At 67.6% G+C, this 24107-nt stretch carries 16 protein-coding genes, 1 rRNA gene and 1 riboswitch; of the genes, 5 read left to right on the top strand and 12 right to left on the bottom strand.

The window, feature by feature from the left end:
- Positions 1-64: 64 nt before the first annotated feature.
- From ACVOMM_RS17215 to glyQ, 7 genes are all read right to left on the bottom strand, one after another.
- Positions 65-640: a manganese efflux pump MntP gene (locus ACVOMM_RS17215; RefSeq protein WP_053517695.1), complete on the bottom strand. Its 576-nt coding sequence runs from the start codon at positions 638-640 to the stop codon at positions 65-67.
- An 88-nt stretch (positions 641-728) separates the two neighbouring features.
- A riboswitch (yybP-ykoY riboswitch) is annotated at positions 729-818 on the bottom strand.
- A 138-nt stretch (positions 819-956) separates the two neighbouring features.
- Positions 957-4415: a hybrid sensor histidine kinase/response regulator gene (locus tag ACVOMM_RS17210; RefSeq protein ID WP_481526549.1), complete on the bottom strand. Its 3459-nt coding sequence runs from the start codon at positions 4413-4415 to the stop codon at positions 957-959.
- Positions 4416-4551: 136 nt separating this feature from the next.
- Positions 4552-6699 carry a S46 family peptidase gene (locus tag ACVOMM_RS17205; protein WP_481526548.1) on the bottom strand — a complete coding sequence of 716 codons (2148 nt, stop codon included), beginning with the start codon at positions 6697-6699 and terminating at the stop codon, positions 4552-4554.
- 115 nt (positions 6700-6814) lie between these two features.
- Positions 6815-10672: a translocation/assembly module TamB domain-containing protein gene (locus tag ACVOMM_RS17200; RefSeq protein WP_481526547.1), complete on the bottom strand. Its 3858-nt coding sequence runs from the start codon at positions 10670-10672 to the stop codon at positions 6815-6817.
- Entirely contained in the window at positions 10669-12465 is a 1797-nt protein-coding gene (locus tag ACVOMM_RS17195) for an autotransporter assembly complex protein TamA (protein ID WP_065181616.1), read from the bottom strand. The genes ACVOMM_RS17200 and ACVOMM_RS17195 overlap by 4 nt, the downstream gene beginning before the upstream one ends.
- A 176-nt stretch (positions 12466-12641) precedes the next feature.
- Positions 12642-14717: a glycine--tRNA ligase subunit beta gene (gene glyS, locus ACVOMM_RS17190; RefSeq protein WP_111187174.1), complete on the bottom strand. Its 2076-nt coding sequence runs from the start codon at positions 14715-14717 to the stop codon at positions 12642-12644.
- 84 nt (positions 14718-14801) lie between these two features.
- Positions 14802-15713 carry a glycine--tRNA ligase subunit alpha gene (gene glyQ, locus ACVOMM_RS17185; RefSeq protein ID WP_053517689.1) on the bottom strand — a complete coding sequence of 304 codons (912 nt, stop codon included), beginning with the start codon at positions 15711-15713 and terminating at the stop codon, positions 14802-14804.
- A gap of 83 nt (positions 15714-15796) precedes the next feature.
- Between glyQ and ACVOMM_RS17180 the strand changes: the two genes are divergently transcribed.
- The 3 genes from ACVOMM_RS17180 to ACVOMM_RS17170 are packed head-to-tail and all read left to right on the top strand — an operon-like array spanning position 15797 to position 19311.
- Positions 15797-17632, top strand: coding sequence for a GspE/PulE family protein (locus tag ACVOMM_RS17180; RefSeq protein WP_111187173.1), 1836 nt, complete (start codon positions 15797-15799; stop codon positions 17630-17632).
- Positions 17604-18350 carry a glutamine amidotransferase gene (locus ACVOMM_RS17175; protein WP_053517686.1) on the top strand — a complete coding sequence of 249 codons (747 nt, stop codon included), beginning with the start codon at positions 17604-17606 and terminating at the stop codon, positions 18348-18350. Before ACVOMM_RS17180 ends, ACVOMM_RS17175 begins: the two co-directional genes overlap by 29 nt.
- A 49-nt stretch (positions 18351-18399) precedes the next feature.
- Positions 18400-19311 (top strand): BPSS1780 family membrane protein, encoded by a 912-nt coding sequence (locus tag ACVOMM_RS17170; RefSeq protein ID WP_065174240.1) that lies wholly within the window; start codon positions 18400-18402, stop codon positions 19309-19311.
- Between the two features lie 142 nt (positions 19312-19453).
- Here ACVOMM_RS17170 and tatC read toward each other — a convergent pair whose 3' ends face one another.
- The 4 genes from tatC to ACVOMM_RS17150 all read right to left on the bottom strand — a co-directional run bounded on the left by tatC (position 19454) and on the right by ACVOMM_RS17150 (position 21897).
- Entirely contained in the window at positions 19454-20203 is a 750-nt protein-coding gene (gene tatC, locus ACVOMM_RS17165) for a twin-arginine translocase subunit TatC (RefSeq protein ID WP_010482410.1), read from the bottom strand.
- A complete protein-coding gene (tatB, locus tag ACVOMM_RS17160; RefSeq protein ID WP_481526546.1) occupies positions 20200-20685 on the bottom strand; it encodes a Sec-independent protein translocase protein TatB in 486 nt (161 codons plus the stop codon). The genes tatC and tatB overlap by 4 nt, the downstream gene beginning before the upstream one ends.
- Before the next feature lie 15 nt (positions 20686-20700).
- Entirely contained in the window at positions 20701-20928 is a 228-nt protein-coding gene (gene tatA, locus ACVOMM_RS17155) for a Sec-independent protein translocase subunit TatA (RefSeq protein WP_053517682.1), read from the bottom strand.
- A gap of 75 nt (positions 20929-21003) precedes the next feature.
- Entirely contained in the window at positions 21004-21897 is an 894-nt protein-coding gene (locus tag ACVOMM_RS17150) for a lipid-binding SYLF domain-containing protein (protein ID WP_053517681.1), read from the bottom strand.
- Positions 21898-22063: 166 nt separating this feature from the next.
- Between ACVOMM_RS17150 and hemH the strand changes: the two genes are divergently transcribed.
- A complete protein-coding gene (gene hemH, locus ACVOMM_RS17145; RefSeq protein WP_481526545.1) occupies positions 22064-23026 on the top strand; it encodes a ferrochelatase in 963 nt (320 codons plus the stop codon).
- Positions 23023-23877, top strand: a complete 855-nt coding sequence (locus tag ACVOMM_RS17140) for an alpha/beta fold hydrolase (protein ID WP_263176560.1) — start codon at positions 23023-23025, stop codon at positions 23875-23877. Before hemH ends, ACVOMM_RS17140 begins: the two co-directional genes overlap by 4 nt.
- 67 nt (positions 23878-23944) lie before the next feature.
- On the opposite strand, the gene rrf is transcribed toward ACVOMM_RS17140, so the two are convergent.
- Positions 23945-24059 (bottom strand): 5S ribosomal RNA (gene rrf / locus ACVOMM_RS17135).
- Between the last annotated feature and the right edge of the window lie 48 nt (positions 24060-24107).

Here is a 24107-nt window from a genome sequence, read left to right as displayed (position 1 = left end):
AGCCCATGCTCGGCTGCTTCATACGCCAGCCGAGCATGGGCTCGGCTCTACAGGTAGCCCCTGCTCAGCCCACGCCGCGCAGGTGTTCGTACAGGATCGTCGCGCCGATGATCACCAGGATCGCGCCGCCAATGATCTCGGCACGCTTGCCAACCATGCTGCCCAGCACGCGGCCGAGCATGATGCCGACGGTGACCATTGTGAGCGTGCACAGGCCGATGACCGCCGCCATCACGCCGATATGGACATCCATGAACGCCAGGCCGATACCCACCGCCATCGCATCGATGCTGGTGGCGAAACCCGTCAGCGCCAGCTTCCAGAAGCCGTGGTGCTGCGAGGGGTCTTCATCTTCTTCACCCTCATCCGGACGCAGGCCGTTGTAGATCATGTGGATGCCCAGAGCGCCAAGCAGGCCGAAGGCGATCCAATGATCGAAGGCTTCGACGTACTGCAGGGCGGCGCGGCCGAGCAACCAGCCGATGATGGGCGTGATCGCCTCGATGACGCCGAAGATGATGCCGGCACGCAGTGCATCGCGGAACACCGGCTTGCGCATCGCCGCGCCCTTGCCGATCGCCGCGGCGAAGGCATCGGTGGACATGGCAAAGCCGATCAGGAGGATCGAAATGGGGGACATGTGTGCTTGCTGAGGTCGGGCTTGGACGGACGCACGGCCTGCGCTCGCGCCCAACCTGACGTTGCGCGCGCGGGCCGCTGGTCTCGCCAACCATCATGGTTGTCCACGCCACGGCGCACTGGCCGAGTATGTTGACGTGGACGATTCCTGCGTAGGAATCCGGCTACTCCCCAAGGGGACGCGAAGCTTAGCATCGCGATTCGCGCCTGGCACATTTCGGGTGAAACGCGCAGGCAGGGCTGGTTTGTATAGCGATGGCTATATCAGCGCCGGGCTGCGCATGGCGCCGAGCATGGGCTCGGCTCTACAGTTGCCATCAGGCTTCGTTGCTGCCGGCGTCGCGCAGCGCGCCGAGGAAGGCGCGCAGCGAGGCCGGCTTGATCGGCTTGGTCAGCACCCGATAACCCCGCTCGCGCGCCATCCGCTTCAGCTCATCGCGACCATCGGCAGTGAGCAGGGCACCGGGCAGCGGATATCCTGCCGCCTCGCGCAGTGCCACCAGCGCGTCCAGGCCATCCATGCGGTCATGCAGGTGGTAATCCACCAGCATCACCTGCGGGCGCTCGGCAATCTTTTCCAGCGCCTGATCGACGGTGGCGGCGGTGATCACCTGCACCTGCCAGCGACCCAGCAGCGCACGCATGCCGTCGAGGATTTCCTCGTCATTGTCCACGCACAGCACGCGCAGGCCGGCCAGCGAATCGCTGCGCACCGGCGTGGCGGCCACCTGGACCGCCGTGGCAGGCTCGGTGTAGCCCGGCAGAGGCGCCACGCGAGGCAGGATGATCGAGAACATCGACCCGCTGCCGACGCGGCTGCGTGCGTTGAGCCGATGGTCCAGCAGGCGCGAGATGCGCTGGCAGATCGACAGGCCCAGACCCAGGCCCTGCTCGCCCCAGTCGAAGGGCTGCTGGTAGCGATGGAACTCATCGAAGATCTGCCGCATGTGATGCTCCGGGATGCCGGGGCCGGTATCCCACACCTGCAGTTCCACTTCCTCGCCCCGGTGGCGCACGGCCAGCACGATGCGGCCCTGCCGTGTATAGCGCAGCGCGTTGGCCAGGAAGTTCTGCAGCACACGCCGCAGCAGGCGCCGGTCGCTGCGCACCCATGCCGGGCGCGCGAACAGATCCAGGCGCAGGCCACGGCCGGCGGCAACCGGCGTGTACTGTGCGGCCAGCTCGCGCATCAGCGCGCTGACGTCGAACTCGCCGATGACCGGATGCAACCCACCTGCATCCAGCCGCGATACGTCCAGCAGGCCATCCAGCAGCTCCTCGGCCGCGCGAAGCGAGGCATCCACGCGCTCGGCCAGATGCTTCTGCTCGTCGCTCACATGAACGCTGTCACGCAGCGCCGAAGCGAACAGGCGCGCGGCATTGAGCGGCTGCAGCACGTCATGGCTGATCGCGGCCAGGAAGCGGGTCTTCGACTGCTGGGCGGCTTCAGCTTCGTGGGAGCGCTCGGCGACGCGCTGTTCCAGCGTTTCATTGGCTTCCAGCAGCGCCTTCTCGGCGTGCTTGTAATCGGTGATGTCGTTGTAGCTGGTCACATAGCCGCCGCCAGGCAAGGCCTGGCCACGCATCTCGATCACCTTGCCATCGCTGCGCGTGCGCTCGAACACGTGCGGTGAACCGGCGCGCATGTAGCCGATGCGGCGGTTGATCTGCACCTCGATGTCGCCCTCGCCCAGCTCGCCCCGTTCGGCGTTGTAGCGGATCAGGTCGGCCACCGGGCGGCCCACGTACAGCATGCCGTCGGGGTAGCCGAACATGTCCTGGTAGCGGCGGTTCCACGCCGTCAGGCGCATGTCCGGATCGACCACGCTGACACCTGCACTGATGTTCTCCAGCGTGGTGGACAGGATCTCGCGGTTGAAGCGCAGTTCCTGTCCGGCTTCGTCCAACACCGCCACCACCTCACCCAGGTCCATGCCGGAGCCGCGCAGCAGGCTGGTCAGGAGCAGGCGCGCGGAGGCGGCACCGATCGACGCGGCCAGCAGGCGCTCGGTGAACTGCACCCAGGGCCGGTCGGCCGGCGCGGAAGACTGCAGTTCGCGGCCCAGCGACTGCGCCTGCTCGAAGAACGAACGCCGCGCATGACGCTCGCCCACCACGCGCGAGGCCAGCGCCAGCAGGTCGCCCACATGCACGTGGCCGGGCCAACCGCCGGCGACCGAGGGGCGCTCGGCGTACGGATCGAGGAAGGGCGCAGCACGCAGTCGCTCGTCCACCCCCGGCCGCCAGCGTGCGGACACCAGCATCATCGTTGCTGCATTGACCAGCAACGACCAGAAGGTACCGTGGGTCAGCGGATCCCAGCCGGTCATGCCGAACAGCTGCTGCGGGCGCAGCCATTCGATGCCGAACGGGCCCTGCTGGACCCAGCCGGCGTCGACCCATCCCGCCATGGTCATCGCCGGCAGCAACAGGGTATAGAGCCAGGTGGCGAAGCCGAGCAGCATGCCGGTTTCCACGCCGCGGCGGCTGGCGCCACGCCAATACAGGCCGCCGATCAGGCCCGGTGCGAACTGCGCTACCGCGGCGAACGCCATCAGGCCGTAGGACGCCAGGGTGCTGTCGTTGCTGCTGCTGCGGTAGTAGCTGTACGCCATCAACGCGAGCAGCAGGATCGCCAGGCGGCGGATCCACAGCACGCGTGAAGCCACGTCGGCTGCTTCCTGGTGATCGCCACTGCGGCGCAGCAGCACCGGCATCACCAGATCATTGCTGACCATGGTGGCCAGCGCGATGGATGAGACGATGACCATGCCGGTGGCGGCAGAGAAGCCACCCACATAGGCGACCAGCGCCAGCGCGTTGCGGCCCTCGGCCAGCGGCAGCGCCAGCACCATCGCATCGTCGGCGACGCTGCCGCCGGTGCCGAACAATGTGACGCCCGCGGTGGCGATGGGCAGCACCATCGCCGAGATCAGCACCAGGTAACCACCGAACATCCAGCGTGCACGGCGCACGTCGCGTACATCGCCACATTCCACCACCGCGACATGGAACTGGCGCGGCAGGCAGACGATGGCGAGGAAACTGAGCAGGGTCTGCGAAATGAATCCCACCGGCGGCAATCCGGTGAACAGCGTATGCACCGACTCGAGCACCGCATCGGTGCGGTCGGTCAGCCACACATAGGCGAATACGCCAACGGCGAGCATCGCCAGCAGCTTGATCACCGATTCCAGCGCGATCGCCAGCATCATGCCGTGGTGATGCTCGGTGGCATCCACCTGACGCGTGCCGAACAGCGTGGCGAACAGGGCCATCAGCAGGGCGACATACAGTGCGGGATCGCTGAAGAAGCCGGTCGGGCCGGTGTTGCCGGTCAGCACCTGCAGGCTCATCGCCACCGCTTTGTACTGCAGGGCCAGGTAGGGAACGATGCCGATCAGGGCGATGATCGCCACCAGCGCGGCCAGGCGCCGCGAGCGGCCGAAGCGCGAGGAGATGAAATCGGCGATGGACACCACGTTCTGGCTGCGGGCGATCAGGGCCAGGCGCTCGATGATGCGCCAGCCGAACAGCAGCAGCAGCAGCGGCCCGATGTAGATCGGCAGGTAGCCGATACCGTTGCGCACGGCGGTGCCCACCGCGCCATAGAAGGTCCAGGACGAGCAGTACACGGCCAGCGCCAGGCTGTAGACCACGGGCCGCAGCCAGGGCCGGTCCGGGTACATCGGCCGACGGTCGCCCCACCATGCCACGCCGAACAGCAGTGCGGCATAGGCAACCGAGACCAGCAGCAGGATCCAGCTGGAGACCACGCGCGCGTTTCCGTCAGAGGAACCCGCAGTGTAGGCCAGAGGCGGCCAGACGTACGGGCTCGTTGGGGGCAACACCCCCCCACCGGCGTGGGGGGCCTACGCGGTGCGGGCCACGACCGGGGTCGTGGCCGGCGTCTTACTGGGCCGGAACGCCCATTTCCTTCAACAGTTCCGGCGCCGGGTAGACCTTGGCCAGCAGCCAGCGCAGATAGCGCATGTCCACGTGCACGGCGCGCTTGTAGCGCGGATCGAACCACCAGCTGGCACTGACCGATTCCCAGTTGCTGTCGAAGTTCAGGCCAATCAGTTCACCCTTGGCATTGAGCACGGGCGATCCCGAGTTGCCGCCGGTGGTATCGAGGTTGGTCAGGAAGTTGACGGTCTGTGTCTTCAGGGCCGGATCGGCCGTGCTGCCGAAATCACCCTTGGCGATGGCGGCCAGCAGCGGAGCCGGCGCATCGAAGGGATAGGCGTTGGTGTTCTTCTCGACGATACCGGCCACCGTGGTCACCGGCGAGTAGGTCACGCCGTCACGCGGGTGCAGTGCCTCGACCTTGCCGTAGCTGATGCGCAGGGTACGGTTGGCATCCGGGTACACCGCGCGGCCCTGCTTGGCACGCCAGGCGAACAGCGCCTGCATGTAGGCCGGGCGCAGGCGCAGCTGCTCGCCTTCGCGGGTCTTGCTCTCGTTCTCGATGCGCAGCTGCGCCGCCACCAGCGGCGCGGCCACTGCGATCAGCGGATCGGGTGCCAGGGCCTTGCCATCGCGCGCAGCGGCGAAGCGCGAGAGACGCTGCGCCTCGTCGCCCAGCCGGGTGCTGGCGTAAAGCGTGTCCAGCGCCTGCGCCAGCTGCGCCGGGGTGCGGCCGAAGGCGGCATCGAACTCGGCCACGCGCTGCGCGTCCGGCAACTGCTGGTATCGCGTAAGCAGGGTGGTCAGCAGCGCCTTTTCGACCTCCGCTGCATACCGACGCTGCACCTGCTTGAGTACGCCCTCGATCATCGCCTGGTCGCGCTGCTGGTAACCGCTTTCGCGCTGTGCATCCGGCTTGGCCGACTCGATGCGCAGGCGTTCCAGCAGCAGCGCCGAGCGCAGCAGCTGGCTCTGGTTGGCCATCTGCTCCAGCAGCAGGTCGCGCTCACCCACCGCCGCACCCTGCGAGAGATTGGCCAGCAACGCCTGGATGTCACTCCGGTACCGGCGGTCGGTGGCCGCCAGCATGGCCGACTCGTCGGCAGCGCGCTGCGCCTTGGCATCGCTGCGCAGCAGGCCTTCCAGCTCACCGGCGGCGCGCTTGCGGTTGTTCTTCAGCGACTGCAGCTGCGAAGCGTAACGGGTACGCGCCTGCGCGTCCTTGGCAGTTGCCACCTCGATGGTGTCGATCATCTGCTGGAACACCGACACCCGGCGCGGCAACACCGCATCGACCTGGCTGGCGAACTCGGCCGCGGTGCGGTGGCGGTAGGTGATGCCCGGGTAACCGGCCAGCATCGCGTAATCGCCCTCCTTCGGACCTTCAACGGACATCTTCAGGTGCGCCGGTGGCTGATAAGGCACGTTGTCCTTGCTGTACGCGGCCGGCTTGCCATCCTGGCCGACATAGGCACGCAGCAGAGTGAAATCGCCGGTATGGCGCGGCCACATGAAATTGTCGATCTCGTCGCCATAGTTGCCGATCGCACGCGGCGGCGCGTAGACCAGGCGCACATCGCTCAGTTCCAGCTGGGCAATGCGATAGAAATCGGTGCCGTAGTACATGTTGGCCACCGAGCAGCGCACGCTGCCGTTCTTCTCGCACTCCGCCACGATCTGCTTGCTGGCCGCATCGACCGCATCGAAGTACGCACGGCCGGTCTTGCCACGGGCATTGGCCAGCACCTGATCGGTCACCTTGTCGAAGCCGACGGTGACCAGCACACGGAAGTCCGGATTGGCCGGCCGCTCGTCGGCGCGCCCCTGGGCGATGAAGCCGTTGTCGATCAGGTTGTGCTCGGGCGAACTGTTGTACTGGATCACGCCCATCGCCACATGGTGGTTGGTCAACAGCAGTCCGTCGGCGGAAACGAACGAACCGGTGCCGCCTCCGGCCCGCACCACGGCGCTCAGCGGTGGTGCGGTGACGTTGGCCAGGTCGGCCGGATCGCCCATGAAGCCCGCTGCGCGCAGCGGCTTGGCCAGCTCCGGCAGCTGGGTCGGCATCCACATGCCTTCATCGGCGTGGGCGCCCGCAGCGAGGGTGAGGCCCAGGGCCAGGGCGGCAGGAAGGGTTTTACGTGGCGACATGAGGCGATCCGGTACGACAGAACAGCCCGGGACCATAGCCGCTGGGGCCGGCAGGGGCAACGGCCGATGGTTGGGGGCCGGGCGCGGCCCGGCGCTACCGGTCGATGGCGGCGGGTTACTTCTCCCGCCGCCAGTTGATCGAGCCGCGGTTTTCCACCGTGCTCGACTCCACTTCCACGTCGAAACCGCGGCGCAGCAGATACTTCAGGGTGATCACCGAACCGGCGCCGACCAGCGATACGCCATAGCCCACATACAGCTTGGGCGAGATGTACTTGCCCACGCCGATCACCGATCCGCCCAGCGCGCGCGACTGGCTCACGCCCGCATCGTCCAAGCCCAGCTTGGCCCCCAGCTGCGACGCCAGCAGGCCGCTGCCGGCCGACAGTGCGGCCGAGGCTGCATTGACCTGCTGGGCCTGGTCGCTGCTGGCACCGGTGAGGCTGCGGCCCAGCACCAGATAGGCCAGCGCTTCGGACTGCGACATCGCCGGGTCGGACCACACGTCCGCACGCGGCTGCTGTGCACGGCCGGTCACGTCGATGCCAGCAGTGACATCACCGATCCGGCGCTCGGCGCGGATGTTGATGCGCGGGTCGGATACGGCGTTGTAGTTCCAGTTGAGGTTGCCGCGGGTGATGGTCAGGTCCTGGCCATAGGCCTTGTAGCGGCCACTGACCTCCAGCCCGCCATTGGCGGTCATCTCGCGACCGGGCTTGGCCCAGACCTGCATCTTGCCGGTCAGCGCGCCCTTCAGGCCGAAGCCGGTCATCTTCACCTTGTCGCCCAGGCTGACGGTCAGGTCCATGTCCAGCGGCGAGGTGCGCGATTCCTCCGGATCGGCCGGGTCCAGCACCACCACGTCCTCGGAAACCGACGTCCCGCGATCCAGCCGCTCAAGATCGATGTCCGCCTCCGGCACATGCACGGTGCCACGCAGCTCCATCGCGGCCTTGGCCAGGGTGAAGTCCAGATTGGGGTTGGCGACGATGCGCAGTTCGCTGGTATTGGACAGCAGCACGTTCTCGCCGTGGATCTTCAGCTGCAGCGGCTGCGCATCACCGAACCAGGACAGGCCGCCATCGACATACAGCGTGCCCTGGCCCGAGTTGGCCTGCGCGGTGATCTTGGCCGAGCCGTCGGGCTGGGCGACGAAGCTGCCCTTGCCCTGGTCGAACGTCAGCCCCAGCGCGGGGAATTCGCCCTTGAAATTGCTCAGCTGCGCGTCGCCGCCCAGCGATGGCTGGCCACGGGTACCGCGCAGGCTCACGTGGCCCTCGATCAGGCCGGTCGGGCGCACGATGTCCGGCGAGAACAGCTCCAGCCAGTACAGCCGCGACATGTTGAGGTAGAGCTCACCGTTCAACGGCGCGCTGGCTTCCCAGCCGGTCTGCATCCTGGCATCGACGAAGCCGTTGCCCTGGAAGCCCATGCCCAGATAGCCCTTGATGCTGGCCGGGGTCATGTCCAGCTTCAGCGAGAACTGGTCATAACGCACCAGTTCGCCCCGGGTGCTGTCGCCACCGACGTTGCGGTTCTCGCCCAGGCGCACCCCGCCCTCCAGCGAACGCACTTCGACGTGTCCTTCCCACGCATTGCCGCGCGGCCGGATCTGCGCATCCAGACCGAGCTCGCCGCGCAGGTAGATGCGACGTCCGGACTGCGGCGGCAGCCACGGCTGCACCAGTGCCAGCGGCAACGCATCGCCGCGCACCACCAGGCCCTCGCGCGGCCAGTTCGCCTGCGCACAGAGCGCCCCGCTGCTGGCGGCAGCCAGGCAGGCCTCGGCCAGCGTGTAGCTGCCATTGTTGATGGCGAAGGCGGCCGGCGCGCGCAGCGCCCAGGCATCGCCCTTCACCGGTGCGATACGCAGCGAAGCCAGTTCGCCCCGCCATTGCTGGCCCTGCTGGCGCAGGCTGCCCTGCAGGTCGATCGCGCCCAGTTCGTTGCGGGTCTGTGCCGCCAGGCGCAGATTCGACACGCTGCCCTGCGCATCGATGTTCAACCGTTCCAGCAGCATGCCGGCGTTGACCTGCTGTCCCTGCACGGCCAGCGTGCCGCTGTCGCCACGCCACGGCAGCCGCCCCTTGATGCTCAGGCTCTCGGCGCCATAGCCATCCCAGTTGAGGTTGTTGCCGACCAGGTCCGCGGTGATGTCCGGTGCGTCACGCGGGCCGGTCACCTGTACCTGCCCGCGCAGGCCGCCATCGGCGCCAGGCAGCAGGTCGCTCAGCTGCAGCGGTTCGAAACGTGCGTCGATGTCCAGGCGGTCGCCCACCTTGCCCGAGGCGGTGACCCGGCTGCTGCCGACGGCCAGCTTCAGCTCGCCCTGGCCCTGTTCGCCCTGCAGCGCGAACTTGCCCTGCGCATCGAGGTTGCGCTGACGCAGCACGCCCTTCAGCGACGGCAGATCGACCGTGGCTTCCAGCGTGCCGGCAGTACCCGGCGGGGCATTTGCCGGCGGCGGCAGCTGGCGGCCCTTGGACGCCAAATTGCCCGACAGCCGGCCATTCCATCCAGGCACGAAATAGCCCGGGTCGAAGTCCTTCAATGTGGCCTTGGCATCCCAGTCCAGCTGCGGTGCCCATGCCACCTGGCCCTCCACCTGCAACTGCCCGCCGGGCGTCTGCGCCTGCAGCTCGCGGATCGAGGCCGCCTGGTCGTTGCCGCGCACGTCGAAACGCAGCTGCGCCTTCTGCTGCTCACGCTCCACGTCGGCACGACCGATCGCAGCCCATGCCTTCAGCGTCCCTGCCAGGCCGAAGCGGGCTTCCTTCAGTGTCACCGGTACGGGCGGACCACCGGCGGTGTTCGGATCCTCCGCCGGCACCCAGGTCAGATCATGGGCGATGACCGAGAAATCGAGTTTCTGCTGGTCTTCCTGGCTGAAATCAGCGGTACCTTCCAGGCGTGCCTCGCCCCCCAGTCCCTTCACCACCAGCGGCGAGACCTTCAGCACCTGGTCCTGCAGCGAGATGACCGAGGGCGCCAGCTCCAGCGCCTGCTCGCCCTGCTTCACCGTGCCGCGCAGCTGGGCGTTGCCGCCCTTGCCGGTGGCGCTGAAATCCAGCGCGAGTGGCGCGATGGCCGAACCCGCGAGCGCTGGCGACAGCAGAGCCGGGTCCAGTTCGTCGCTGCGCACGGTCGCGCTCCAGCTCGGATCGGTCCGCCCGTCAAACACCAGCATCGCATGCAGCGGTTTGGGCGCGCGCCCGGCCACGGCCACTTCCATGTGCGCCAGATTGCCCCGTGCAACCAGGCCGAGCGTGGCGGCCGTGCGCCCACGCGGCGCCGGCAGCACCGCGGTGACGGTCACGTCGGTGTCGTAGTCCTTGGCCGGGATGTAGCGGCCCTGGGCGGTGAAGTTGCCCATATCGCTGTCGACGACCAGCGCGCGCGCCTGGAATTCGCCGTTGGCGATTTCCACGCCGCCGCGCACGCGGCTGATGTCGATCACCGGTTCACCGGCCTGGGTCACCCGGAAACCGTCGATGGCGATGGCGTCGGCCTGGATGGCCAGCGGCATCTCGATCTGCGGCAGCGAGTCCGGCCACGACGGCAGCTTGAACGGCTCCTCGCTCTTGGCCAGGTTCAGCGAGGCATTGGTCAGTTCCAGCCTGTCGAGCAGCAGTTTGCGGCCCAGCAGCGGGCGCAGGTCCGGCTCCAGGTACGCGCGCTCGGCATGGAAGTGGATGTCGTCATAGCGGAAGTCGACGTTGTAGAGCGTCAGCGGGCCGGCCACCGGTCCGTCCACCTTGTCCCAGGTGAAGCTGGCACCCACCGGCAGGCGCGCGACCACCTGCGCCAGCAGCACGTCACGGCCGGCCACGGTCTGCAGCAGCCAGTACAGCAGCAGCAGGCCGAGCAGGACCAGACCCAGCACGCCCACGCCAGACCATGCCCAGAAGCGGCGGCGGCGATAGAAGCGCACGCGCGGCGGCGGTGTTCCCGGGGTCTGTGCGGGCGTGCTCACAGGTCCGCTCCGATGTTCAGATACAGCTGGAACTGCGAATCCGGGTTGTTCAGGCCGTGGGCCACGTCGATGCGCACCGGGCCCACCGGCGACTTCCAGCGCACGCCGAAGCCCACACCGGTATGCAGGTCGATGGTGTTGTCGAAGGCACTGCCGGTGTCGACGAACACCGCCGCACCCCAAGGGCCACCGTTGAAGTAGTGCTCGTACTCGGCCGAGCCGATCACCAGGTTCTTGGCACCCAGCGCGTACTTGTCCGGCGCGGGCGTGCGCGGGCCCACCTCGCGGTAGGCATAGCCACGGATGCTGCGGTCACCGCCAGCGAAGTAGCGCAGGCTGGGTGGCATCGCCACCAGATCGCTGGTCCAGGTGGTGCCCCCCTCGCCACGCAGGATCAGGCGGTTGCTTTCGCCCACCGGAACGTACCAGCGAAGCACGGCATTGGCCTGCACGAAGCTGGTATCGGAGCCGGCGCCTTCAACGCCCGCGCGCACGGTGGCCGTGCCGCTGATGCCTTTGCGCGGGAACATCTCGTCATCGACATTGACGTAGTCGGCCACCAGCTGCGGATAGACCAGCGTGGAGGTGTTGTAGACCGCGTCGGTGAACTCGGTACCCGATGCATAGCGCCAGCGCTCGCGCAGCGCGTTGACCGACGCGATCGCGGTCCAGTATTCGTTGATCTCGCCGCTGCGGCTGGCGATCAGCTTGAAGTTGCGCAGGTCGATGTAGTCGGTCTGCTCGTCGTAGGCGCTGGCGGCGAAGGTATACCAGCCATCAAGCCAGGCGAACGCGGGAATCCGGTAGCTGGTCACCAGGCTCTTGCGCTTCTGCGCATAGTCCAGCTGGGTGTTCATCTTGTGGCCGCGGTTGTTGAGGAACCGCCGCTCGACACCGCCGCGTACACCGGGACCACTCTCGCTGCCGTAGCTCAGGCCCGCGGTGTAGATCGTGCGCTTGGCACGGGTCAGCTTGACGTCGACCGGCACCTCACCATTGTCGTCGGCCTGGTCCGGCCGCGGCTGGATGTCGATCACGCTGAAGTAGTCGAGCTTGGTCAGCGACTCGCGCAGCCGGTCCAGCTTGCCTTCGTGGTAGTAGCTGCCCTGTTCCCAGTACACCAGCGGATCGAACAGCTTGTCGACGAAGTAATCCTGCTCGAACCGGACCGGGCCCATGTTGTAGCGGCGGCCGCTGTCCCAGGTCAGGTCGATGTCCGCGGCGTTGTCGGCGCGGGTGATCTGTACCTGGCGCTGGGTGTAATCGGCATCGAAGTAGCCACGCTCGGCCAGGCGGCGGGTGATGGTGATCTTGCTGGCTTCGTACTGGGTATGTTCGAAACGCTGGCCCTTGCGTGGCTTGAAGGCGCTCAGGTCATCCTGCAGGTACTGGTCGTACATGGCCGGGCCGGTGATGTCGATGTGCTCGCGCCGCACCGTCACCGGCGTGCCCTTGTCGACGTGGATCAGCACCTGCACATGCTCGTCCTGGCGCGGCGCCTCCACCGTGATCACCGGGTTGTAGTACCCGAACGGCTCCAACGCCTGCCGGGTCTGCCGCTCGGCCTGTGACAGCAGGTACTCCAGCCGCGATTCACCCTGCTCCTTGCCGATCGTGTCGTACAGCGTGAGCGATTCCTGGATGTTCTCGATGATCGCGGCGTCGTCGCCCTTGTCCAATCCCTTGATGTCCACCTTGTCGATGGTGCCGCGCGCGTGGGCCACGGGGGTGGCGACCAGCGACAGGACCATCAGCGGCAGGGCGTATTTCTTTGGCTGCATGCGGCACAGCATACCGACCCAACGTGACGATGCGAAATGCATCACGCCTTCAGGCATCGGTTGTTAAGTGGCGGTCAAAATACGCGTTACCGACATCATCCGCATGATGTCGGTAACGCCGGGCCATGCCCGGCGGCTTCTTCCAGCACCACACCGCGCGTTCGCCGGGCGTGGCCCGGCGCGACCACTCAGCTCGACAGATGCTCGATCGCGGCGACCTTGCCCAGTCGCTCGCCCAGCAGGGTCAGCAGCGCCAGGCGATTGCCGCGCAGTGCGGGGTCTTCGGCATTGACCATCACACCATCGAAGAATGCATCGACCTGCGGGCGCAGGCGGGCCAGGCGGGCCAGCACGGCCACGTAGTCCTTCTGATGCAGGCTGGCGCCCGTGTCGTCGATGGCGGCGGTGACGGCTTCGGCCAGCGCGCGCTCGGCCTCCTCCTGCAGCAGCGACGGGTCGATCTGGCCCGGAATGTCGCCTTCAGCCTTACGGAGGATGTTGCGGATGCGCTTGTTCGCGGCGGCCAGGGCCTCGGCCTCGGGCAGCGCTGCAAACGTGCCGATCGCGTCGAGGCGGCGATCGAAGTCGTACAGCGACGCCGGCTTCAGTTCGGCGACCGCGTTGAAGTGGGTGGCCGGCACGCCCTTGTCGGCGTAATAGCCCTTCAGGCGATCCAGGATGAAGTCGTACAGCTCACCCACATCGGCCTGCACGCCACGCGCAGCCAGGCCCTGGTTGGCGCTGGCCAGCAGCGCGCGCAGGTCCAGCTCGAAGCCACTCTCGATGATCGTACGGGCCAGGCCCAGTGCGTTGCGGCGCAGGGCAAAGGGATCCTTGTTGCCGGTCGGCTTCAGGCCCGCCGCGAACCCGCCGGCCAGTGTGTCCACACGCTCGGCGATGGCCAGCACCTTGCCCAGCGGCGACAGCGCGATGTCATCGCCACCGAAGCGCGGCTGGTACGCCTCGTCGAGGGCCAGCGCCACGTCCGGCGATTCTCCGCCCGCCACCGCGTAATGGCGGCCGGCGATGCCCTGCAGTTCCGGGAACTCGTTGACCATGCGCGACTGCAGGTCGTTCTTGGCCAACTCCGCGCTGCGGCGGGCCTGCACCGGATCGGCACCCACCTGCACGGCAACCGCTTCGGCCAGCGCCGCCACGCGCGCGACCTTGTCCGCCACGCTGCCCAGCTTGGCCTGGTAGGTCACGGTCTTCAGGCCCTCGCCCATCGCGGCCAGCCCCTGCTTCAGGTCTTCATCGAAGAAGAACTTGGCATCGGCGAAGCGCGGGCGGATCACGCGTTCGTAGCCCTTGGCCACTTCGGCCACATCCTTCGACTCGATGTTGGCGATGCCGATGAACTGCTCGGTCAGCGTGCCCGCGTCATCCAGCACCGGGAAGAACTTCTGGTTGATCTCCATCGTTTCGATCAACGCTTCCTGCGGCACGGCCAGGAAGGCGCGCTCGAAGCTGCACAGCACTGCCGAGGGCCACTCGACCAGGTTCACCACCTGCTCAAGGTTGTCCTCGGTGATGCGCGCACTGCCGCCAGCCTTGCCGGCGGCGGCTTCGACCTCGGCGACGATGCGTGCGCGGCGCTCGGCCGGGTCGACCAGCACATGGGCCGCGCGCAGCGATTCGACGTAGTCCTGCGGCTGGGTCAGCCACACGGTCTTGTCATGGTGGAAGCGATGGCCACGGCTCATGCGGTCGGCCTTGAGGCCGAACAGCTCGGCCGCGACCACGTCCTTGCCGTGCAGCAGCACCAGCCAATGCACCGGCCGCGCGAAGCCCCACGGGTGGTCGCCCCAGCGCATCGGCTTCGGGATCGGCATGGCGGCGATGGCCTCGCGCAGGATCTCAGGCAGCAGATCGGCGGTGCTCGCGCCCGGCGTCACCGCACGATGCACGAAACGCTCGCCCTTGTTGTCGGTGGTCTTCTCCAGCGCGGTCCAGTCGATGCCGGCCTTGGCGGCGAAGCCCTGCAACGCCTTTGTCGGCTGGCCTTCTGCATCCAGCGCGATGTTCAGGTACGGGCCCAGCACTTCGCTGTGCTGCTCCGGCTGTTCCAGGCCGACGCCCGGCAGCAGCACGGCCAACCGGCGCGGGGTGGACAGCGGACGTGCATCGCCCGTGTCCAGGGCAATGCCGCGCTTGCGCAGGCCTTCGACAACACCGTCGAAAAACGCCTGGGCCAGGCCCGGCAGCGCCTTGACCGGCAACTCCTCGGTGCCCAGTTCGATCAGCAGGGGGGACAATTGGCTCATCGGTTCGATCCTGTGGTGGGGGGCGCAGCGCGCAACGCGTCCGGCGCCCCGGGGTGTGATGAAAAGCAGGGTGGAGAGCGGCCGTCAGGCTTTCTTCGCGCCCGGGAAGCCCAGCTTCTCGCGCTGCTCGTAATAGGCCCGGGCCACCGCCTGGGCCAGCGCACGCACGCGCAGGATGTAGCGTTGGCGTTCGGTCACGCTGATGGCGCGGCGCGCATCCAGCAGGTTGAACGTGTGGCTGGCCTTCATCACCTGCTCGTAGGCCGGCAGCGGTAGGCCCACTTCGACCAGCTTCTGCGCCTCGCGCTCGCAGGCGTCGAAGCGGTGGAACATCTCTTCCACGTCGGCATGCTCGAAGTTGTAGGTGCTCTGCTCCACCTCGTTCTGGTGATAGACGTCACCGTAGGTCACCGGCTGTCCGTCCGGCCCGTAGGTCCACACCAGGTCGTAGACGTTGTCGCAGTTCTGCAGGTACATGCACAGGCGCTCGAGACCATAGGTGATCTCGCCCAGCACCGGACGGCACTCCAGGCCACCGGCCTGCTGGAAGTAAGTGAACTGGGTCACTTCCATGCCGTTGAGCCAGACCTCCCAGCCCAGGCCCCAGGCACCCAGGGTCGGCGACTCCCAGTTGTCCTCGACGAAGCGCAGGTCGTGCACCAGCGGGTCGATGCCCAGCGCCTGCAGCGAATCCAGGTACAGCTGCTGGATGTTGTCCGGCGCCGGCTTCATCGCCACCTGGTACTGGTAATAGCGCTGCAGGCGGTTCGGGTTCTCGCCGTAACGGCCGTCGGTGGGACGGCGCGAGGGCTGCACGTAGGCCGCGTTCCAGCCTTCCGGACCGATCGCACGCAGGAAGGTCGCCGGGTGGAACGTACCGGCGCCCACCTCCAGGTCGAGCGGCTGGATGAGCACGCAGCCCTGCTGGGCCCAGAACTGGTTCAGGGTCTGGATCAGGCCCTGGAAGGTGATCGGAACGGTCGGGGTCGCGGACATGCGGACGATTCTTGGCCGGCAAGGGGGTGCGCTAGTATAACGGCCGACCTGCGGGGCATTCCGTACCCGGGAGGAGCAGGCAGATGGAACATCGGCTGCCGGCGGGCACGCCCGGCGAGCCCGGCGCGGTACCGCTGCCGTGGGGCCGCCTGCTGTTTGAACAGGTCTCGGCCGCACTGCTGGCCGATGGCCTGGTGGCCGGGCAGGACCGCGAGCGCGTGCGGTTTTCCGCGCAGGGCGCCCGCAACGCCAGTGAAGTCCATCCGCTGGTACTGCTGTCCAACCTCAAGCTTGCCGCCAGCGACGGCGGAGAACTGACCCTGGAACGCCTCACCGAGTGGTTGGCGCGGCGCACCGGCACCCGCTACCTGCGCATCGACCCGACCCGCGTCGATGTGGCGGCGGTCACGGCCCTGGTTTCGCACGCCTATGCGCGCCGCCATCGCTTCCTGCCACTGGCGGTGGACGCCGAACGCGTGCTGGTGGCCACCAGCGAACCGCTGGTACAGGAATGGCGCCGCGACCTGCAGCACCTGACCCGCCGCCGCATCGAGCTGGCCGTGGTCAATCCGCTGGACCTGCACCGCTACACCATGGAGTTCTACGGCGTCACGCGCTCGGTGCGTGGCGCGCGCGGCGACGTGCGCGGCGAGGTGAACACCGCCCTGCCCAGCTTCGAGCAGCTGGTCGAGCTCGGCCGCACCGGCGACGTCAATGCCGACGACCAGCACATCGTGCACATCGTCGACTGGCTGCTGCAGTACGCCTATGAGCAGCGTGCGTCGGACATCCACCTGGAACCGCGCCGCGACATGGGCCGCATGCGGTTCCGCATCGATGGCGTGCTGCACAAGGTGTTCGAGGTGCCACCGGCGGTGATGACCGCCGTGGTCAGCCGCATCAAGGTGCTGGGCCGCATGGACCTGGCCGAGCGTCGCCGGCCGCAGGATGGCCGCATCAAGACCCGGTCACCGGGTGGGCGCGAGGTGGAAATGCGCCTGTCGACCATGCCCACGGCGTTCGGCGAGAAGTGCGTGATGCGCATCTTCGACCCGGATGCGGCGTTCAAGAGCATCGACCAGCTGGGTTTCAGCCCGCAGGAGGCTGCCGGCTGGAACGCCCTGGTCGAGCGTCCGCACGGCATCGTGCTGGTGACCGGCCCGACCGGCTCCGGCAAGACCACCACCCTGTACTCCACGCTCAAGCGCCTGGCCACCCCGGACGTGAACGTGTGCACGGTGGAGGATCCGATCGAGATGATCGCGCCGGAGTTCAACCAGATGCAGGTGCAGACCAACATCGACCTGGACTTCGCCAGCGGCGTACGCACCCTGCTGCGGCAGGATCCGGACATCATCATGATCGGCGAGATCCGCGACCTGGAAACCGCGCAGATGGCGGTACAGGCGTCGCTGACGGGCCATCTGGTGCTGTCCACCCTGCACACCAACGACGCCCCCTCGGCCATCACCCGCCTGCTCGACCTGGGCGTGCCGCATTACCTGCTGGCCTCCACCGTCAACGGCATCCTCGCCCAGCGCCTGGTGCGCACCCTGTGCCCGCACTGCAAGCAGCCGCATACGCTCGGTGCCGCCGATTGGGCGGTACTGGCTGATAGCCATGCCGCATATCCAGATGCCGCCACGCCCTGTCGGCCGGTCGGTTGCCTGGAGTGCCGGCGCACCGGTTTCCTCGGCCGCATCGGCCTGTATGAGTTGCTGCCATTGGGTTCGCGGCTTCGCGCGCAGATCCGCGCCGACATGGATCTGGCCGGTTTCAGCCGTGCCGCCCGTGCCGAGGGCCTGCGAACCCTGCGCCAGGCGGGGCTTGAAAAGGTGGCGCAGGGGCTGACTACAATCGAGGAAGTCCTGTCTGTCCTGCCGCCCCCGGATGAACCCAGCGCCCTTCCTGATTCTTGAAACCGGCCGTCCAGTGCCCTCGCTGCGTCGTTATGGGCGTTTCCCGCACTGGATCCGCGTCGCCGCCGGCCTGGAAGAACACGAGACGGTGGTGGTCGATGTCGAGCACGGCGGCGTCCTGCCCGACCCGCGCGCGTTCGCCGGGGTGATGGTGACCGGCTCGGCCGCTTTCGTCACCGACCACGCCGACTGGAGCGAGCGCAGCGCGGCGTGGCTGCGGCAGGCCGCCCACGATGACGTGCCGGTGTTCGGCATCTGCTACGGGCACCAGCTGCTGGCGCATGCGCTGGGCGGCGAAGTGGCCTACAACCCGGCCGGACGCGAGTCGGGCACCATTGAACTGGAGCTGCAGCCGCAGGCAGCACAGGACCCCCTGTTCCAGGGGCTGCCGCAGCATTTCGCGGCACACGCGACCCATCTGCAGACCGTACTGCGTGCCCCCGAGGGGGCCGCCGTGCTGGCACGGTCGCCGCAGGATGGCTGCCATGCCTTCCGCTGGGGCCGGCAGGCGTGGGGCGTGCAGTTCCATCCCGAGTTCGCCACCCACCACATGCGCGGCTACGTGCGTGCGCGGGCTGACTGCATCGGCCGCCACGGTGGCTGCGCCCGCAGCATCGAGCGCGCGGTCAGCGCCGCCCCCCTGGCCCGGCAGCTGCTGCGCCGTTTCGTCCGCCAGGCGCGGCAGTCTTCAGCCCAGCCGGCGGCAAAACAGGGATAATCGGCGGCGCGGGTACTGCCCGCTCCCCTTCTGTCCTCTCCGGATGTCCATGAAAGAGATTCGCAAGCTGCCGGCCTCGGCGGGCGCCCAGTGGTTGCTGGATACGTTCTCCCTGTACCGGCGTGCACCGCTGCAGCTGGCGCGGATCGGCCTGACCTGGATGCTGGTCAGCTGGGTGGTCACCCTGCTGTCCACCCTGGTGCCCGGCGCGCTGGGCCTGGCCGTGCAGCTGATGACCCTGGCCGTCTCGCCGATCATGTTCGGCGGCATGCTGTACGCCATGGGCGAGATCGACGATGGCCGGCCCGGCCTGGTCACCCACCTGCTGCAGCCGATCCGTGACCACCGCGTCAGCCACCTGCTGGTGCCGCTGGCAATCCAGGTGCTGGTGGTCCTGCTGCTGGGCGTGCTGCTGTACCTGATGATCGGTCGCGAAGGCTTCGCCGCCTTCAGCGACGTCATGGCACGGATGGAAGAGATCGCCCGCAGCAACCAGCAGGTCAGCCCCGAAGCCGCCGCCGAACTGGTCGCCCAGTTGCCGGCCACGCGCATCGCACTGTGGATGCTGCTGGTGTTCGTGACCGCCATCGCCCTGACCCTGGCTATGTTCACCCAGCCAGCGCTGGTGGTGTTCGACAAGCAGAGCGGCATGCACGCGCTGCGCCTGAGCCTGCAGGGCTGCATCGAGAACATCGCGGCGATGGCGGTGTTCGCCGTGCTCGGCGTGATCGCCGCCTTCTGCGGCTACATCCTGTTCGTGATCGTGATCCAGATCGCGATGCTGCTGGGGGGGCAGATGGTGGCCGTGTTCATCGCCCAGCTGCTGCTGACCACCGTGGTGATGCCGCTGTACGTCGGCGCGGTGTATGCCGCCTGGAAGCAGATGTTCGTGCACCGTGGCAGCCGTGGCGCTCCGCCGCTTCCGGCCACGCCGCCGGTGAACGACGTCTTCCACGCCTGAGCACGCCCAACGGTAGCGGGGGGGGGGGGGGGGGGGGGGGGGGGGCGCCCCCGCGCCCCCCCCCCCCCCCCCCCGCCGGCGCGGCGCGGGCGGGCGGGCGGGCCGCCCCCCCGGCGCCCCCCCCCCCCCCCCCGCTGCCGCATCACGCGGCGGGCTTCTTCACCACCGAGGACGGCACCAGCCATCGCGCGGCATGGATGCCCAGTTCGTACAGCAGGCACATCGGGATCGCCAGCATCAGCTGCGAGACCACGTCCGGCGGCGTCAGCACGGCCGCCACCACGAAGATGCCCACGATCGCGTAGCCACGGCCTTCCTTGAACTGCTGCGGCGTCACCCATCCCAGCAGCACCAGGATCACCATCGCCACCGGCAGCTCGAAGCTGCCACCGAAGGCGAAGAAGATCGCCAGCACGAAATCCAGGTAGGCGTTGGCATCCGGAGTGATCGCGATCACATCGGGGCTGAAGGTGGTGAGGAAGTGGAACACCGCCGGCAACACCAGGAAATACGCGAAGGCGCAACCGGTGTAGAAAAGCAGCACCGACGACACCAGCAGCGGCACCGCCAGACGCTTTTCGCGGGCATACAGTCCCGGCGCGACGAAGGCCCACAGCTGGTACAGCAGCCACGGCACCGCCACGAACAGCGCGACGAAGAAGGTCAGCTTCAACGGAGCGAAGAAGGCGCCGGCCGGGTTGGTGGCGATCATCGTCTGGCCGTTCGGCAGCTGCGAGACCAGCGGTTCGGCCAGCGCGTTGTACAACTTCTGGGTAAAGGGCAGCAGTGCCAGCAGCACCACGCCCAGGCCCAGCAGCGCACGCACCAGGCGGCCGCGAAGCTCCACCAGATGCTCAACCAGCGAGCTCTCGCCGAAATCCTGTTCGCTCATCGGCCGCGCTCCTCGCTCTGCGACGCTGGCACCGGACGGGTGTCGTCTACATCCGCTGCGGATGCACCGGACGCCCCGCCGGCATCGGCCGCAGTGCCGTCGCCCATGGACGCGGGAGGTGCAGCCTGCTGTGCCTGGCTGACATGCGGCGGCAGGTCCGCCGGCGCCGGTGCCCGCGTCTCCTGCGCCAGCGCATCACCCTGCTGCTGTGCCTGCGCGGCTTCGCGACGGATCGCCTCGCCGCTGGCACGCAACTGGTTCTCGGTGTCCTGCATGCCCTGCCGCACGTCCTGCATCTGCCGCTTGATCTCTTCGGCCTGCAGTTCGCGCTCCAGTTCCTGTTTCACCGAGTCCCACTGATTGCGGGCACGACGGACCCACAGGCCGGCAAAACGGGCCGCCTTGGGCAGACGCTCGGGACCGAGCACCACCAGGGCGACCACCGCAATGACCAGCAGTTCGCTGAAGCCGATATCAAACACCGCGACCGCTCCGGATCAGCGTGCGTTGCGGTCGTGCTCGTCCTGCGCGGTGCGCGAGGCGTCCTGGCTGCGCGTCTCATCGCCCAGCTGCGCGTTCGGCTTGTCCTCGTCGCGCATGCCCTTCTTGAATTCCTTGACCGCCGAACCGAGGTCCTTGGCGCCGCTGGTCAGACGCTTGGTGCCGAACACCAGCAGGACGATGGCCAGCACGACCAACCAATGCCAGATGCTGAAACTGCCCATAAAGACGCTCGTTACGTTAGTGATCAGGCTGTCGAGCATAGCGCACCGGCCGTTAGCCGGCGCGCGTGACGAAAGTCAGTTCCCGCCCAGCGTCTCCGTGCGGATTTCGCCTTCATTGACCGGCTGGAAGCCCTGCTGCTGTGGTGGCGGGTTCTGCGGCACGTTCTGCAGGGGCGCGGTGGTGGCTTCCGCCGGGACCGCCGGGGCTGCCTGAACAGGCGGCGGTGCGACCGTCGGCGCCGGAGCCGGGCGCGAGGCCGTGCCACCATTGCCACCGCGGTTGTTGCGCGCGGCATAGGTCGCCTCCTCCAGGCGATCACGGAAGGCGACCACATCCATCGACGGCGCACCTGCTGCCCGGCCCTCGAAGATCATCCGCGGCGTGGTGTTGCTGCCATAGGCGTCAAGGTTGGCGGCATCGTCGATCTGCAGCACCGCACCGTCCAGGGCGACGCCGGCGAACAGGCCACGCGCACGCGACCACGACCAGATTTCGGCCTTGAGCTGGCCGTCGGTGGCCGCGGCCGCATTGCGGCCGACCGGACCGGCCGCCACACCGGCATCGGCGCCCAGGGTGAACTTGCCGTTGACCAGGTTGTCCAGGCTGCGGTCGTTGCGGAACACCAGCACCACGTCCGACGACTGCACGCCGGCCTGGAAGCCAATGCTGCCGCCGGTGAGCTTGACGAAGACCGGGTTGGACCAAGCGCCGTTCGGCATGCGGACCGACATCAGGCCATGGCCACGGCGGCCACCAATGACCAGGCCTGCCTTGATCGTGTCGGGAATGACGATGACCGCGCGGCCTTCGTCGAGCAATTTGTCCGGAATCCCCTGTTCAGGGATTTCCTGGATTTCAGCCAGCACACGCACCGCGTTGCGGGCGCGCTGGTCTTCCTGCGGCCCGGCCATGGCCTGGCTGGACAGCAGGCTGGCGGCGATCAGCAGGGCTTGGATCGGGCGACGCATGGCAGGCTCCAGAAGTCAGTCCATAGGAAGATATAGCAAGTGACTGAAATTAGTAGTGTTGTGATGAATCGGCAATGAGCGTCATCGGTCCCGCATCGGAGATGACTATGCCTGCGATGCAGATCCTGCATCCCGATACAGCGGCAGATCGGCGACAATGAGACCCATGCTCGACGCACCCGATACCGCCGTGCTGGCGGTCAACCTAGGCACGCCCGAGACGCCGACGGCCCCCGCCGTACGCCGTTACCTGGCTGAGTTCCTGTCCGACCCGCGCGTGGTGTCGATTCCGGCGCTGCTGTGGCAGCCGCTGCTGCGCGGCCTGATCCTGCCATTGCGCAGCGGCCGCTCGGCCGCCAAGTACGCCCAGGTCTGGCTGCCCGAGGGCTCGCCGCTGATGGTCCATACCCGGCGGCTGGCGCAGGCCATGCAAGCTCTGCTGCCGACCCTGCGCGTGCGCCATGCGATGCGCTATGGCGAACCCGCATTGACCGCGGAACTGGACCGGCTGGCGGCGGAAGGGGTGCGGCGCATCGTCGTGCTGCCGCTCTATCCCCAGTATTCGACCACCACCACCGCATCGGTGGAGGATCGTGTCGATGCCTGGCAGCGCAGGAATCCGGGCATCACGGTCAGCCTGGTACAGGACTACTCGGTCGACCCGGACTGGGTCGCAGCCGTGGCAGCCTCCATCCAGCGCTACTGGCAGGCGCATGGCCGTGGCCAGAGGTTGATGTTCTCCTTCCACGGCATTCCACAGCGCCTGGCCGATGGCGGTGATCCCTATCCGCAGCGCTGCGAAGCCAGTGCGCAGGCGATCGCCAATGCGCTGGGCCTGGACCGGAGCGAGTGGCAGCTCGGCTACCAGTCGCGTTTCGGGCGCGAGCGCTGGTTGCAGCCGTATGCCGAACCCAGCCTGTGGGCGCTGGCCGAGGCCGGCGTGAAGCAGATCGACGTGGTCTGCCCGGGCTTTGCCACCGACTGCCTGGAAACGCTGGAAGAAGTCGAGATGGGGTTCACTGAAACCCTCGCCGAACGCGGCGCACGGATGCGTTACATCCCCTGCCTCAACGATGGATCCGAGCACGCGCGTGCGTTGGCGCGGCTGGCCGTGGCCTCGCTGGCATGAGCCTGCAGGGGTTCGAACTCGAGGTCGGCGGCGCGCGCGTGGCCGGCCTGCGCAATCACGGGGACGGCCCGCGTGTGCTGGCCCTGCACGGATGGCTGGATAACGCCGCCAGCTTCGTGCCACTCGCACCGCATCTGCCCCATCTGGATCTGGTGGCCATCGACCTGCCTGGCCATGGCCACAGCGCCCATCTCCCGGCCGGCGCCAGCTACACCACCGCTGCCGCGATCTGCCACGTCCTTGACGTGGCCGACGCGCTGGGCTGGGAGCGCTTCAGCCTGCTCGGCCATTCGATGGGTGCGGGCATCGCCAGCCTGACGGCGGCGGTCAGTGACCGCATTGAACGCCTGGTCGCCATCGAAGCGCTGGGCGGCCTGCGGGGACCGGAAGAGGACACCGCGGATCGGCTGCGTGAGCATGTGACTGCCACGCGCGCGCTATCGCGCAAGCAGCTTAGGGTCTTCCCCGATCTTGCCGCGCCAATCCGCGCGCGGATGATGACCAACCAGCTCAGCGAAGGCTGCGCGCGCCTGCTGGTCGAGCGCGGGGTCGAGCCTGTGGAGGGCGGCTATCGCTGGTGCAGCGATCCGCGCCTGATGCTGCCCACCGCCATCCGGCTCAGCGAGGGCCAGATCGACAACCTGCTGCAGGCCATCGCCTGCCCTACGCAGGTGATCTACGCGACTCCCGCGCAGTCGTACTATCCCGAGCCGATGCGCAGCGAGCGACTGCAGCACCTGCGCGACGGGCGCCTGGCCGTGTTTCCGGGCAACCATCACCTGCATATGGAAGCGCCCGCCCAGATCGCGGCAGTGATCCAGCCGTTCCTGGGACACGGCAGCGCCGGCTGAAACATCGGCTGCTGAAACGCATAAAGAAAAACCCCGCTGCGTGAGCAGCGGGGTTTTTGGGTATAAACCCTGGCGATGACCTACTCTCGCATGGCTTGAGCCACACTACCATCGGCGCAGCTGCGTTTCACTTCCGAGTTCGGGATGGGATCGGGTGGTTCCACAGCGCTAATTTCACCAGGGAGGCTTTTGGAGAGTCGCACTCGTCCCGGGGGACAAGGCGCCAGCCT

The organism is Stenotrophomonas sp. STEN009, from assembly GCF_056760395.1.
This window is presented reverse-complemented; position numbering and strand designations above follow the sequence as displayed.

Coding starts and splice junctions, on each gene's coding strand:
- ACVOMM_RS17215 (WP_053517695.1), bottom strand. CDS start 640: ATGTCCCCCATTTCGATCCTCCTGATCGGCTTTGCCATGTCCACCGAT.
- ACVOMM_RS17205 (WP_481526548.1), bottom strand. CDS start 6,699: ATGTCGCCACGTAAAACCCTTCCTGCCGCCCTGGCCCTGGGCCTCACC.
- ACVOMM_RS17195 (WP_065181616.1), bottom strand. CDS start 12,465: ATGCTGTGCCGCATGCAGCCAAAGAAATACGCCCTGCCGCTGATGGTC.
- glyS (WP_111187174.1), bottom strand. CDS start 14,717: ATGAGCCAATTGTCCCCCCTGCTGATCGAACTGGGCACCGAGGAGTTG.
- glyQ (WP_053517689.1), bottom strand. CDS start 15,713: ATGTCCGCGACCCCGACCGTTCCGATCACCTTCCAGGGCCTGATCCAG.
- ACVOMM_RS17180 (WP_111187173.1), top strand. CDS start 15,797: ATGGAACATCGGCTGCCGGCGGGCACGCCCGGCGAGCCCGGCGCGGTA.
- ACVOMM_RS17175 (WP_053517686.1), top strand. CDS start 17,604: ATGAACCCAGCGCCCTTCCTGATTCTTGAAACCGGCCGTCCAGTGCCC.
- ACVOMM_RS17170 (WP_065174240.1), top strand. CDS start 18,400: ATGAAAGAGATTCGCAAGCTGCCGGCCTCGGCGGGCGCCCAGTGGTTG.
- tatC (WP_010482410.1), bottom strand. CDS start 20,203: ATGAGCGAACAGGATTTCGGCGAGAGCTCGCTGGTTGAGCATCTGGTG.
- tatA (WP_053517682.1), bottom strand. CDS start 20,928: ATGGGCAGTTTCAGCATCTGGCATTGGTTGGTCGTGCTGGCCATCGTC.
- ACVOMM_RS17150 (WP_053517681.1), bottom strand. CDS start 21,897: ATGCGTCGCCCGATCCAAGCCCTGCTGATCGCCGCCAGCCTGCTGTCC.
- hemH (WP_481526545.1), top strand. CDS start 22,064: ATGCTCGACGCACCCGATACCGCCGTGCTGGCGGTCAACCTAGGCACG.
- ACVOMM_RS17140 (WP_263176560.1), top strand. CDS start 23,023: ATGAGCCTGCAGGGGTTCGAACTCGAGGTCGGCGGCGCGCGCGTGGCC.